The organism is Pedobacter chitinilyticus, from assembly GCF_003313385.1.
GTDB lineage: Bacteria > Bacteroidota > Bacteroidia > Sphingobacteriales > Sphingobacteriaceae > Pedobacter > Pedobacter chitinilyticus.
Genome location: NZ_QMHN01000005.1, coordinates 21,998 through 34,820, shown reverse-complemented (window position 1 = coordinate 34,820; position 12,823 = coordinate 21,998). Strand labels below are relative to the sequence as shown.

Sequence of the window (12,823 nt, the reverse complement as noted above, 5' to 3'; positions counted from 1 at the left end):
CTTTAAAATAATTAAACATGGATTTAACAGCACGAGTAGAGCAAGCTTTGGAAACTATCAGACCTTATTTGATAGCTGATGGGGGAAATGTGGCTATTGAAGAAATTACTCCTGAAAACATTGTAAAAGTGAAATTATTGGGCAGTTGCGGTTCATGCAAAATGAGCTTCATGACCATGAAAGCTGGAATTGAGCAGGCCATTATGAAAGATGTGCCTGAAATTAAAGGTGTAGTAGCCGTTGATTTGGCAGAGCAAGCGTAACACTTTTAACACATTTTAACCAAATAGAAACCCATTAGCGCCTACATTTGTATTATTATTGTATTACAGATGAGATTTAGTTTAACGATCATATTGTTGTTTTTTGTAAGTCTGGCTTTTGCTCAAGATAAAATCCAAACCAACAAACTTGTGCAGTTTTCGGGTATTGTAACCGATGCTGACAGTAATATGGTAGTACCTTATGTAACCATTACCAACCTTAGCAATAAGAGCCAAAAATATGCTGCCAATTATCAGGGTTTCTTCTCTTTTGTGGTCAATCCTGGTGATACAGTAATGTTTTCTGCCGTAGGTTTCACGAGTAAAACTTTGGTATTGCCGAGAAACATTGTAGACAATAAATATACGGCAATGGTTCAAATCAAATCTGAAATTGTATACCTAAAAACGGTTAGGGTGAACCCTTGGGCCACGGTTGAAGAGTTCAATAAGGATTTTCTTTCGTTGAAAATAGCCGACGACGACTTGGCCATCGCTAAGAAAAATCTATCCCGTCAAAGCATTAACGGCTTAAAATTAACCTTACCCCGTGATGCTGGCGAAATTAGCAATGCCAACTATCGATATAATTTCGATAGGATGATGAACGTAAACATGCGCCAAACGAACCCACTGCTTAACCCTTTTGCTTGGGGTAAACTCGTGCAGGAAATCTTTAATGGCGACAAAGCTAGAAGCGCAGAGCAATAACATTTGCTTCGACCAAAGCTTCCTTCAAAAAATATTTTTCTTTTTTTCTTATTTGTGTGCAACAAAAGATTAACGTTGGCGACTATCATATAGTTATTCGTTAATTTTATGAAAACATACAACGCGTCAACATTTATAAAACAAGCTACCATTTGCTTAGCAGTCCTTATTTTTACTCAAGCAAAGGCACATGCACAGGTAACTAGTTTTATCATTGATAGCAGTAAATTTAAGATGGAATTACTTCCTATGCTGGACACCATTTACAAAGATGATCAGTCATATAGATTTGAGCTTGCAAGTTTGACAAGAAGCAATGCTAGTCCGTCAAAACTTGATAGCGTTAGGAACATCATTAAAGAAAAAGATGAGATTAACTTAAAAAAAATTAACGCTATCCTTACAAAATATGGCTGGTTGGGACCTCAAGAAGTAGGGATGAATGGAAGCCAAAGTATATTTTTAGTCATTCAGCATGCAGATTTAGACACACAAAAAAAATACCTATCTCTGGTTCAACAAGCAGAAAAAGAGGGAAAAACCCTTTCAAGTAATTTAGCAATCCTAGAAGACCGCATTGCGATGAGAGAGGGAAGAAAGCAGTATTACGGAAGTCAGGGCTTTAAAGACAAGGTAACGGGCATAAGCTACATTTATCCAATAGTAGATATAGACCAATTAGACCAAAGGCGTAAACAAATGGGAATGCCTCCAATGGCCACTTATGTTAAAAATTGGAATTTAGAAGATTATAAAAAGAAATTACCCGAGATTGAAAAAATTGTGAAAGCGCAAAACATTAGATAAACACCAGGTTGAGTCTTTAGAAGAAGTAGGCTACACCAAAACAAATTAACTATTAACGTACAAATTAAGTTTAAAACCCTTGCACCTGAGCATTTCTATAAACGAAGAAGAATTGGTAAAGCAATGTGTGGCCGGAGAAGAAAAAGGCTATACCATGCTGTACAACAAATACGCTAAGCGCATTTACCATACTGTTTATAGAGTAATGGGCAACAGCGCTGAAACGGAAGACATTGTACAAGAAGCATTTTGCACTGCTTTTGAGCAGATTGGAAAATTGAAAAACCAAAACAATTTTGAGGGCTGGTTAAAAAGAATAGCACTTAATCAGGCGATATCAACCCTAAGAAAGAAAAAAATGGTTTTTACAGAAGATGGTCAACTAGAAGCAGTAGCAGAAGAGGAACTAGACATGAATGAAGAACTTTTGTTTCAATGCAAGGTGGATGAAGTAAAAGCAGCCATACAACAGTTACCCGATGGTTATCGGACCATTATGTCTCTACATTTATTTGAAGATATGGGACAAGAAGAAATTGGCAATATGCTGGGCATTAGCCACAGCACGGTTCGGACACAATACCACCGAGCCAAAAAGAAAGTTTATTTAGCATTAAAAGATAAGGCATACTATGGAACATGATTTTTTTAAGCGATACGTCCAAGAGCACAAAGAGGCTTTTGAGAATGAAGCTTTGCCTCCAAACATGCTAGGCAATATTTTGGGGAATATGAGGGAGCGCCAATTATTACAGGAAAGGAAAAAACGCAAGCTGACCTATACCTGGATGGCTGTAGCGGCTTCGCTAATGATGGTAGTAGGCACCTATTTGTTCCTTTCAAAAGAAAACACGGTGACTAAACCTGGGAGCCAAATAGTATCCAACAAAGATGAGGTGGAAATGCCTGCTAATTTACCTGCAGAAGTGGTTTCACCCAAAACGCAAGTTGCAGTCCAAAAACCAACACGTTTAGTAACCCACCAACCGAAAGTACAACAACATAAAGAAATTTATGCAGGCTTAGCAGATAGTTTGTCTGTAGCTAGCAGATTAAATGCGGTACTTAAAGCGGGTTCTTTAAATAAGCTTGATCAGAAACTAAAAACCGTATTGTGCCAAGTTTTCAACGAGGATGAAAATGACAACGTACGCTTAGCCACATTGGAAGTATTATCTAAGTTTTCTGGCGATAAGTACGTGCAACAACAATTAACGGCAGGTTTAAGTAAACAGAAAGACCCAGTGATACAATTAGAATTGGTAAAAGTACTTGGGCACAGTAATAATCCAGAAACTACCGACAAGCTAATTGCCATGGCCGACAATCCATCAACCATGGATGTAGTTAAAGACCAAGTATATTTTGCATTACTAACCAAACAACAATTTCAATAAGACACATATATAACAAACAAATGAAAAAAATAATCATAGTAGCTTTAGTACTGCTTGTTGCAGCAGGACAAGCATTTGCCCAAAAAGAGTACAAACTTGCAAAAAGCAGCGGAAAATTAGTGATTAACAATATCATTAACCTTAGTGTTGAGGGTTACGATGGTAAAGAAATCATCATTACTTCTAAAGGTAAACAAGAAGCGGTTGACCCACGTGCAGAAGGCCTGACCGTATTAGGTAATAGCGGATTTGATAATACGGGTATTGGATTAAGCATTTCACAGAAAGACCAAGTGGCGGAAATTATGGCGGTAGACAGATCTAATTCTTTAAAAGTAGCTATCAAATTACCTTACGGCGTTGACCTGTCAATCAAAACCGCAGGGTTCGGTGATGGCACCAATGAGCCGATAACACTAAGCAACTTAAAAAGCGAGATTGATGCCTCTACGCAATATGAAAACATCAAGTTATCTAATATAACAGGCCCTGTAAGCGTGAAAACATTGCATGGGAACATAGAAAGCAGTTTAAGCCCATCTTTTAAAGGGCCTATCTCATTGGTGTCTGTTTATGGCTTTGTTGACGTCAAAGTTCCTGAAAATGCGAAGGCGGATATGAGTATCAGCACTGTTTACGAAACGCTTTATGCTGCAAAAGATCTCAAGTTTGAGATTACAGAGACTACACAAAACAAAGAAAATAACACGCTAAGGACCATTACTTACAATACTAAGGGTGATGGACAGGATGTACAAGTATATGCCTTAACTGGTGCGCAAGCTACGGCTGCTCCAAAGGCTAAAACAACTACCACCGAATCATCAAGCAATATTGCAGTGGGTCAAGGAGTTACCACTAGCGATAGAACTGAAGCGGGAAAAAAGAGAGCCACAACGATAGTTAATGGTGATTTTACCTACACTTATTCAGGCAATGCCCTTTTTTCCAACAGTTCAAGAGGTACCGCAATTAGTGGCAAACTAAATGGCGGGGGAGAAAAAATAGTTTTAAAATCTACTCACGGAAAAATTTACTTACGCAAATAATAACCAGACAAACTATATGATCGAAAAGCCAGCTCAATGAGTTGGCTTTTTTATTATGCTTTTTATTGCGAAAGATTGCGGCTTTATTCTTATTTTGGTTAAGATCAATCATATAAACCGCAAATGAAAAAACTTTTACTTTATCTAGGCATCCTTTTACTGCAAATTAACGCAATAGCTCAAAATCCTAAACGAGAGGTAAGAGCCGCTTGGCTTACTACAGTTTCTAACACAGATTGGCCAAAAAGCACGGTACAAACTACACAGAAGAGCAATATGATTGCCATATTGGATAGCTATAAAGAACTTGGCATCAACACCGTTTATTTTCAGGCCAGAAGTCTATCAGATGCGATGTACAAAAGCAACATTGTACCTTGGGCAACCATTCTTACTGGAACATACAATCAAGCGCCTGCTAATAATTTTGATCCACTACAATTTGTGATCGATGAAGGACATAAAAGAGGAATGGAAGTACATGCCTGGTTAAATCCTTATCGGGTGGCCACTACACTTTCTTCTTATAATGCCCTCCCTAGTTCACATCCAGCAAAACAGGCTAATATGCGTGTGGTAACTAATTCAGGCATTCATTATTTAGACCCTGGCCTAACTGCTGTTAGAAATCACATTAACCAAGTGATTATGGAGATCGTAACTAATTATGATATTGATGGTATTCATTTTGACGACTATTTTTATCAAGCAAATATTGGAGCCCAAGATGATTTAACTTTAACCCAAGAACCTAGAGGATATACTTTGGCTCAAAAGAGCGATTGGAGAAGAAACAACATCACTTTGCTTGTTACTGAAACCAACGCCTCAATAAAGGCGCAAAAACCTTGGGTAAAATTTGGCATATCACCATCTGGAATTTATAGGAACAGTACTAATCCTACAATCGGCTCAAATACAGGAGGCTCCGAGCATTATAGCGTTCAATATATCGATAGCAAATACATCATGGAGCAAAATCTGATGGACTATCTCACGCCCCAAGTGTATTGGTATATCGGCCAACCAAATGCTAATTTCAGCGTAGTTACTAATTGGTGGAATAGCATTAATACTGCTAGACACATTACCATTGGCATTGCAGCCTATAAAGTTGGTGATGCGACGCAAGGTGCCTTTAATACGAACACCAGCGAAATATCACAGCAAATAAATTTGGTAAGAGGAACCACAAACTTAAAAGGTGTTGCTTATTACAACACCACTACATTAAATGCCAACACTTTTAATTTCCGAACCAATTTAATCGCTAATCAGTACAGTACTTTGGCGTTAGTGCCAAGCATGAGCTGGATAGATAATACTGCACCTGCAGAGCCTACTGATTTAGCAACAAGTCTTCAATCGGGCAAAACAAAACTTACATGGACTGCTCCAACAGCCACCACAGACGAACTGCAAAAAGTGGTGAGATATGCCGTTTATCGTTCAACTTCGGCCACCATCGACTATAACAATTCCGCCAATTTAATTGCCGTTGTTCCGAGCACCGACCTTAGTTATACCGACAATGCGGTAACTCCTGGAGCGGGCACTTCTTATTACTATGCCGTAACTTCTCTAGACCGAATTAGCAATGAAAGCGTTGCCAGCAATGTAGTTGCCGATCCAACGGTATTGCCTGTTAAACTCATCAACTTTGCTGCTAAAAAAGATAACAATAGAATCAAAATTGAATGGTCAACAGCAAGTGAAGTGAACAGCGATTATTTTTTAATTGAGAAAGCTGGGGTCGACGGTGTTTTTAATTACCTGGATAAACAAAAATCTTCCACCACAAATACCCAATCGATTAAAAACTATATTGCTTGGGACAGTACTCCTGCAAATGGAATTAACTACTATCGGCTTATCCAGTTTGACAAAGATGGAACTCGTTCTGAACCGACATTTGCTAGTGTAAACTTTAATGAACTAATGATAGTTAGCGCGAAAGCATTTCCAAATCCAACACAAAAGCACATCAATTTCAGTATAGAAAACTTTGCAGGAAAGTCAATTAAAACCAAACTAGTGAATCTTTATGGTCAAGTGATTCACGAGGAAGAATTCAACACGCAAGTAGGAAATAGTTCTTATCAACTCTCGTTGAGACAAGACCTCCCAAAAGGGCATTATGTCTTAAGCCTTTCAGACAATAGCTTCAAGAAAAACATTAAACTAATTGTGCTATAAACAAAAAAGGCCAGCTATAATTGCTGGCCTTTTTTATCTTTTTTTATTCTGTCTAGGGAACTTCATTTTATAATCTGCTCTAATTTCGCCTTTCGAAATTTTATCAAGCTTACCCTTGATTAGTTGTTTACGCAACAGATTAATTTTTTCGGTAAAAAGCTTTCCTTCAATGTGGTCATATTCGTGCTGAATGACACGAGCAGCAAATCCCGAAACATTTTCTTCATGTTTTTCCCAATTCTCATCATAATAGCTAATGACAATATTAGGCTTACGAAACACTTCCTCACGTATTTCTGGAATGCTCAAACAGCCTTCGGTAAAACCCCAAGGCTCGCCACTTTCTTCTAAGATTTGTGCATTAATAAACACTTTTTTATAGCGAGGCTCATCATCGTTGTCGCCTGTATCTACCACAAATAAACGAATAGGCAAACCAACTTGTGGTGCTGCCAAGCCTACACCACTAGCGTTGTACATGGTTTCCCACATATTCTCTATCAGTTCGCTCAGATTAGGGTAGTCTTTCTCTATCGGTTCACATACCTTTTTTAAAACTGGGTCTCCGTAGGCAACAATTGATAATTTCATGGTGCAAAGTTAAGAAAAATAAGGTAGAAGGTAAAAATGAAGGGTTTAAGCGATTGGAATCCTTAAAATCATTCCGTTGGATTAAAAACTAGACTGGTCCATTGGCGCTGGTCAAAAACCTCATTCACAATTTCCGTCATATCCTTCACGGTAACTTTTCTTATTTTTTGGAATACGGTCTCTAAACTATCGATATGCTGGTAATCCAGTAAGCTTTTAGCCATGGCGATGATCAAACCAATTCTATTTTCTTCGCCAAGCGCTATCTGGCCAATGAATTTACTTTGTGCTTTATGAAGTTGTATTTCTGTTAAAGGCTTTTGCTTCAATTTATCCATTTCCTTACGGATAAGTTTCATGGCCTTTTCAGCTTTTTCTACGTCCGTTCCAAAATAAATGGCAAAAATGCCTGTATCAGAAAGCGGGCTATAAGCAGATTCGATGGTGTAGGCGATGCCATATTTCTCTCTGAGCTGCAAGTTAAGGATAGAACTCATACCTGTACCGCCAAATAAATTATTCAGCAATAGTAACCCAGTTTTGTAAGGATGGTGCAATGAGTAGGTTTGCATGCCCATCATGCAGTGACTTTGTGCTATTTGCTTATCCACCATTTGGTGCAAGGCTGGATTTCCTGAAGGTGCTACCCTTTGGCTGGCCGCTGTATTTTCCTCAATCTCTGCAAAATACTTCTCCCCTATTTTAACCAGCTTATTAAAGTTATAATTCCCAAGTACCGCCACCACAATTTGATCTGTTCGGTAGTGGTTTTTTACAAATGCTTGGATATCTTTTTTAGATAGTTTTTCAACTGTTTCTGGAGTACCTAAGATATTTTTACCCAACTGATGCCCTTTAAAGAGCAAATCTTCGAAATCATCATTAATCGCCTCTTCGGGCTGGTCCAAATAAGAAGCGATCTCATCTAAAATCACCCCTTTTTCTTTTTCCATCTCCTCTTCTGGAAAGGTAGAATGGAAAACAATATCGTTGAAAAGTTCGAGGGTCCTATCTAAAAATGGATGAAGAAAGGAAGCGTGGATACAGGTGTACTCTTTGGTCGTGTAAGCGTTCAAATCGGCGCCAACACTTTCCAATCTATTCAATATTTGGGTGGTATTGCGTTTCTCGGTGCGCTTAAAAATCAAGTGTTCAATAAAATGGGCCAATCCCATTTGCTGCTCATCCTCATCACGTGAGCCTGCATTGACTAAAATGCAAGCATGTGAAATCGCTGATGCGGCGGGAACATGCAATAAGCGGATGCCATTTTTGAGGGTATGAACGTTGTACTCCATTTGAAGTGGCAAAGATACGTATTGTTTTGTTGTTAAAAGGTTGAAATATTGTAAGGTTGCAGGCTCGTTCATCATATTGTAGAAGCTTTACCATAAAACGTACAAAGTTGCAGCACTGGATTTGCAAATTAAACCCGATTGAAGTGGAAATACTTTTTGTGGCATGGTCCCAGAAACCTCGTAGGTTTTAAAAACCTACGAGGTTGAGCATTGGCAATGACAAAAAGATTGCAACAGAAAGCGGGACTATCGTAGCCAAAGAATTGCTGCAATTACTTTTCAATATTTTATCAGTAATAACCGAACAAACAATCTGTCATTTTGACCTAAATTTTATTTTGGAACAAGGCTTGATAAACAAGGATATAAGCAAAAAATTAGTTTTAAGATATGACAACAGAAAAAGGAAGTATTTCCATACACACAGAAAACATTTTCCCAATCATCAAGAAATTCCTGTATTCGGACAATGAGATCTTTTTAAGGGAATTAGTTTCTAATGCGGTTGATGCGGTGCAAAAAATTAAACGCTTAGGCGCTCTTGGTCAATTCACTGGCGAAGTTGGCGAACCTTTAGTGGAAGTTAAATTAGATGAAAAAGCAAAAACCATCACCATTAGCGACAACGGCTTGGGGATGACTGCCGATGAAATCAAAAAATACATCAACCAAGTCGCTTTTTCAGGTGCTAGTGAATTTGTAGAGAAGTTTAAGGATGCTAAAGATGCCAATGAAATCATCGGTAAGTTTGGCTTAGGTTTTTATTCGGCTTTCATGGTGGCCGATTTGGTTGAAATCAACACTTTATCTTATCAAGAAGGTGCAGAACCCGCAAAATGGACTTGTGATGGCAGCACTGAATTTGAAATTTCGGAAGGTACAAGAACTACTCGTGGAACCGATATTATTTTGCATATTAATGCTGAAAGCGAAGAGTTTTTAAATGAACATAAGCTACAGGAAATTTTAGATAAGTATGCTAAGTTTTTACCTGTACCAATTAAGTTTGGAACTAAAACAGATAGCGTAGAAGATGGTGTTGATGAGGAAGGCAAACCAAAATACACTTCGGTTGAGGTTGACAATATTGTAAATACAACCAACCCGATTTGGACTAAAGCACCTGCAGATTTGTCAGATGCAGACTACTTGGATTTTTACAAGCAATTATATCCTTTTTCGGAGGAGCCTTTGTTTTGGATCCACCTTAATGTAGATTATCCATTTAATCTTACTGGCGTTCTTTATTTCCCTAAGGTGAAAGAGGATTTTGATATGCAACGCAACAAGATCAAACTTTTCAGTCGCCAAGTTTTTATTACCGATGAAGTAAAAGATATTGTACCTGAGTTTTTAATGCTGTTGCACGGGGTAATTGATAGTCCTGATATTCCTTTGAACGTTTCGAGAAGCTTTTTACAAGCGGATAGCAACGTAAAGAAAATCAATAACTATATCACTAAAAAAGTAGCTGATAAATTAAGCGAACTATTTAAAGCGGACCGTAAAGCGTACGAAGAAAAATGGAGTGACATTGGCCTTTTTGTAAAATATGGTATGATTAGCGAAGAGAAGTTTTACGACAAAGCGAAAGATTTCGCATTGCTAACCAATACTAAAAAAGAGCACTTTACTTTTGAGGAATACAAAGAAAAAGTAAGCGCTTTACAAACAGATAAGAATGGGAATGTAGTTTATTTATATACTACCGATCCAGATAAGCAAGACGGATTTATACAAGCTGCTAATAAAAAAGAGTATGATGTTTTGGTCATGAACTCGCCAATAGATAGCCATTTTGTGAGCAGTTTAGAGCATAAACTGGAAAAAACCTTGATGAAGCGTGTAGATGCATCGGTTGCAAACCAATTAATTGAAAAAGATGAAAAGCTTGAGTCTGTTTTAAGTGAAGAGCAATCGAATACGGTAAAAGGAATTTTCGAAAATGCTATTAACAAACCTGGTTACACTGTTGAGGTAGTTGGACTTAATCCTGATGATGCACCTGTTACGATTACGATGGATGAATTTATGCGTAGAATGAAAGATATGGCTAAAATGGGAGGTGGCATGAGCTTTTATGGCAATATGCCAGACAGCTACAAAGTAGCCATTAACGGCAACCATAAATTGGTGAGCAAAATTTTAAATGCTGGCGAAGAGGAGCAAGGAAAATTTGCAAAGCAAGCCGTTGACCTGGCACTTTTATCACAAGGCATGCTTACTGGTGCAGAATTAACTGCTTTTGTAAGCCGTAGTGTAGAGCTGATCTAAAACATCCTTAAAAAGGAGAAAATAAATGAACCGCCATTACAAACTTAATCACGTAATGGCGGTTTTTAGTTTAATGATATGAGAAGAAGTCCCTATATCCCGTTATTGATTTTTGCACTACTCTTTTTCCTTCTCAATGGATATGCTTTTAGCGCATTGAGTTTAGTGCTACCTACTATGGTTTTATCGTGGTTGTGGACGCTGCCCGTTGCCCTTTTTCTGGCGTTTGGCTATAGCATGATCAGGCTCAGCGTAAATGGACCTACCAATCTTTTTAAGATAAGTGCCCATGCCCTGCTCATCTACTTTGTTTCTACGTTGGTATTTGTGCTCGCTACCGTTTTGACCGATATCTACAGGCTAATTGTTGCCATAGTCAAATATTTTGCCGAGGGAAATTTCAGCTATCCTGAAAGACCGTTAACAGGCATTTACTTAGGAGTACTATTAAGCATCTTTATTATCATTGCTTTTATCTATGGTATCCTTAAAGGTAAATATGCTTACCGTGTGATTAAGCACACCCTTTATTTTGAAGATTTGCCCGCCGCATTTGATGGTTTTAAGTTGGTGCAAATTTCTGATGTTCATGCAGGCAGTTTAAAAAACCCAAAGGCTGTGCAAAAAGGGATCGATCTAATCAATAAACAGCATGCAGATCTATTTGTATTTACGGGTGATTTGGTCAACAACAAAGCAGAGGAGATTAAACCTTACATTCAACATTTTTCAAAGATTAAAGCACCTTTCGGGCAGTTTTCGGTATTAGGTAATCATGATTATGGAGATTACATTAAATGGGAAAGCGATTTCATTAAGCAGCAAAATCTGCAACAACTCAAAAACTACCATGCTGAAATTGGTTTTAGGCTATTGCTAGATGAACATGTGACCCTTGAAAAAGATGGGCAAAAATTGGCATTGGTTGGCATTGAAAACTGGGGCTTAGGCTTCGGAGAAAGGGGCGACTTAAATAAAGCACTACAAGGAACCACGCCCAAAGAGTTCAAAATTTTACTGTCTCACGACCCTAGTCATTGGGAAGCTCAGGTAAAAAACCATTCTTCTAAAATACAACTTACTTTAGCAGGCCACACCCACGGTATGCAATTTGGTTTTGAGGCTTTTGGCCTAAAATGGAGCCCTGTTCAATTCCGTTACAAGCATTGGGCGGGAATCAAACAAGAAAATCGTCGAATTTTAAATGTAAACAGGGGTTTCGGTTTTATAGGTTTCTCTGGACGGGTGGGCATATGGCCAGAAATCACCCTCATTGAACTCAAGAAAAGATAAATTTGAGCTGTTAAATAAAAAACTTTTATCATGTTGTAGCGTTTTGATGAAACGCTGCGTATGGGAGTTGTGAGTTAATGGCAATGTGCCAATTTGTTTAATATTTTTTATTGTATCATGAAACTTTCTTTTACGTATAAAGCCATCGCTGCTGCGTTAGTGCTTTCCCTAGGTTTTTTATCTTGTTCTAAATTAGACGGAAATTATGAACCAATCCAAACATCTGGGCTGAACATCATACAAGCCTCTCCAACACTTGATTTGTTAGATGTCTATGTTGACAATACTAGAGCAACAGCTTCTGATTTTGAGTTTGGCAATAAGATTGGCTATTTAAGTGCGTATTCTGGAAATAGAGCTTTTAACGTTACTAAAAAAGGAAATGCGACTTCATTAAAAAGTTTAACCTATACTTTAAAACCTCAACTTGGTTATTCACTTTTTGTAGTTAATACCCTTGCTAATATTGAGTTATTGATGTTAGACGATGATTTAACTAAACCAGCGGCAGGAAAAGCTAGAATTCGTTTTGTGAATTTAAGCCCTGATGGTGGCAACCTAAGCCTAAATGTAGGCGGAGCCGCAACAGACTTGTCAACCAATAAAGCTTTTAAAGAGTTTAGTGCTTTCGAAACTGTGGATGCATCGGCAAGCGTAACATTAAACATTAAGAATGCTACTACTAGTACCATTGAAGCCACTATTCCGGGTGTTAAACTTGAAGAAGGTAAAATTTATACCGTATATGCTAAAGGACTTAAATCTGGTACTGGAGACCTAGGTTTCTCAGCAAAAATGTTTTTGCATAGCAGTAATTAAGCATCTTCCGCCCTTTTTTAAGATACTCCGTCGCCATTGCGATTTTTGGAGAAACCCAAAGCAATTGTCTAAGCAATAAGTTTCTTCTAATCGCAATGGCGATTTTGTATTCTATTGAAATCTAC

12 protein-coding genes are annotated in these 12,823 nt (G+C 38.0%); 10 read left to right on the top strand and 2 right to left on the bottom strand.

Translation table 11 applies throughout. The annotated features are described in order from the left end of the window. Nucleotides 1–17: 17 nt before the first annotated feature. The 7 genes from DUT70_RS15105 to DUT70_RS15075 all read left to right on the top strand — a co-directional run bounded on the left by DUT70_RS15105 (nucleotide 18) and on the right by DUT70_RS15075 (nucleotide 6,423). Complete coding sequence (locus DUT70_RS15105; RefSeq protein ID WP_113648204.1) at nucleotides 18–263, top strand: NifU family protein; 246 nt, start codon at nucleotides 18–20, stop codon at nucleotides 261–263. Nucleotides 264–332: 69 nt separating this feature from the next. Next, nucleotides 333–974 carry a peptidase associated/transthyretin-like domain-containing protein gene (locus tag DUT70_RS15100; protein WP_113648203.1) on the top strand — a complete coding sequence of 214 codons (642 nt, stop codon included), beginning with the start codon at nucleotides 333–335 and terminating at the stop codon, nucleotides 972–974. Nucleotides 975–1,082: 108 nt separating this feature from the next. Continuing rightward, entirely contained in the window at nucleotides 1,083–1,781 is a 699-nt protein-coding gene (locus tag DUT70_RS15095) for a DUF6624 domain-containing protein (protein WP_113648202.1), read from the top strand. A gap of 79 nt (nucleotides 1,782–1,860) precedes the next feature. Continuing rightward, nucleotides 1,861–2,424, top strand: coding sequence for an RNA polymerase sigma factor (locus tag DUT70_RS15090; protein ID WP_113648201.1), 564 nt, complete (start codon nucleotides 1,861–1,863; stop codon nucleotides 2,422–2,424). Then, nucleotides 2,414–3,178, top strand: a complete 765-nt coding sequence (locus DUT70_RS15085; protein WP_113648200.1) for a HEAT repeat domain-containing protein — start codon at nucleotides 2,414–2,416, stop codon at nucleotides 3,176–3,178. Before DUT70_RS15090 ends, DUT70_RS15085 begins: the two co-directional genes overlap by 11 nt. A gap of 20 nt (nucleotides 3,179–3,198) precedes the next feature. Beyond that, entirely contained in the window at nucleotides 3,199–4,227 is a 1,029-nt protein-coding gene (locus tag DUT70_RS15080) for a DUF4097 family beta strand repeat-containing protein (RefSeq protein ID WP_113648199.1), read from the top strand. Between the two features lie 123 nt (nucleotides 4,228–4,350). Then, entirely contained in the window at nucleotides 4,351–6,423 is a 2,073-nt protein-coding gene (locus DUT70_RS15075; protein WP_113648198.1) for a family 10 glycosylhydrolase, read from the top strand. A gap of 33 nt (nucleotides 6,424–6,456) precedes the next feature. On the opposite strand, the gene def is transcribed toward DUT70_RS15075, so the two are convergent. Further along, nucleotides 6,457–7,014, bottom strand: coding sequence for a peptide deformylase (gene def, locus DUT70_RS15070; protein WP_113648197.1), 558 nt, complete (start codon nucleotides 7,012–7,014; stop codon nucleotides 6,457–6,459). Nucleotides 7,015–7,082: 68 nt separating this feature from the next. Beyond that, a complete protein-coding gene (locus DUT70_RS15065; protein WP_113648520.1) occupies nucleotides 7,083–8,312 on the bottom strand; it encodes a M16 family metallopeptidase in 1,230 nt (409 codons plus the stop codon). Between the two features lie 390 nt (nucleotides 8,313–8,702). Here DUT70_RS15065 and htpG point away from each other — a divergent pair, with 390 nt between their 5' ends. The 3 genes from htpG to DUT70_RS15050 all read left to right on the top strand — a co-directional run bounded on the left by htpG (nucleotide 8,703) and on the right by DUT70_RS15050 (nucleotide 12,698). Continuing rightward, complete coding sequence (gene htpG / locus DUT70_RS15060; RefSeq protein WP_113648196.1) at nucleotides 8,703–10,586, top strand: molecular chaperone HtpG; 1,884 nt, start codon at nucleotides 8,703–8,705, stop codon at nucleotides 10,584–10,586. A gap of 78 nt (nucleotides 10,587–10,664) precedes the next feature. Further along, nucleotides 10,665–11,879 carry a metallophosphoesterase gene (locus tag DUT70_RS15055; protein ID WP_113648195.1) on the top strand — a complete coding sequence of 405 codons (1,215 nt, stop codon included), beginning with the start codon at nucleotides 10,665–10,667 and terminating at the stop codon, nucleotides 11,877–11,879. Nucleotides 11,880–11,996: 117 nt separating this feature from the next. Then, nucleotides 11,997–12,698 (top strand): DUF4397 domain-containing protein, encoded by a 702-nt coding sequence (locus DUT70_RS15050; RefSeq protein WP_113648194.1) that lies wholly within the window; start codon nucleotides 11,997–11,999, stop codon nucleotides 12,696–12,698. The last annotated feature ends 125 nt before the right edge of the window (nucleotides 12,699–12,823 follow it).

Bases quoted from the DNA above. Each gene is read 5' to 3' on its own strand.
- DUT70_RS15105 (WP_113648204.1), top strand. From the start codon at position 18: ATGGATTTAACAGCACGAGTAGAGCAAGCTTTGGAAACTATCAGACCT.
- DUT70_RS15100 (WP_113648203.1), top strand. From the start codon at position 333: ATGAGATTTAGTTTAACGATCATATTGTTGTTTTTTGTAAGTCTGGCT.
- DUT70_RS15095 (WP_113648202.1), top strand. From the start codon at position 1,083: ATGAAAACATACAACGCGTCAACATTTATAAAACAAGCTACCATTTGC.
- DUT70_RS15085 (WP_113648200.1), top strand. From the start codon at position 2,414: ATGGAACATGATTTTTTTAAGCGATACGTCCAAGAGCACAAAGAGGCT.
- DUT70_RS15080 (WP_113648199.1), top strand. From the start codon at position 3,199: ATGAAAAAAATAATCATAGTAGCTTTAGTACTGCTTGTTGCAGCAGGA.
- DUT70_RS15075 (WP_113648198.1), top strand. From the start codon at position 4,351: ATGAAAAAACTTTTACTTTATCTAGGCATCCTTTTACTGCAAATTAAC.
- def (WP_113648197.1), bottom strand. From the start codon at position 7,014: ATGAAATTATCAATTGTTGCCTACGGAGACCCAGTTTTAAAAAAGGTA.
- DUT70_RS15065 (WP_113648520.1), bottom strand. From the start codon at position 8,312: ATGGAGTACAACGTTCATACCCTCAAAAATGGCATCCGCTTATTGCAT.
- htpG (WP_113648196.1), top strand. From the start codon at position 8,703: ATGACAACAGAAAAAGGAAGTATTTCCATACACACAGAAAACATTTTC.
- DUT70_RS15055 (WP_113648195.1), top strand. From the start codon at position 10,665: ATGAGAAGAAGTCCCTATATCCCGTTATTGATTTTTGCACTACTCTTT.
- DUT70_RS15050 (WP_113648194.1), top strand. From the start codon at position 11,997: ATGAAACTTTCTTTTACGTATAAAGCCATCGCTGCTGCGTTAGTGCTT.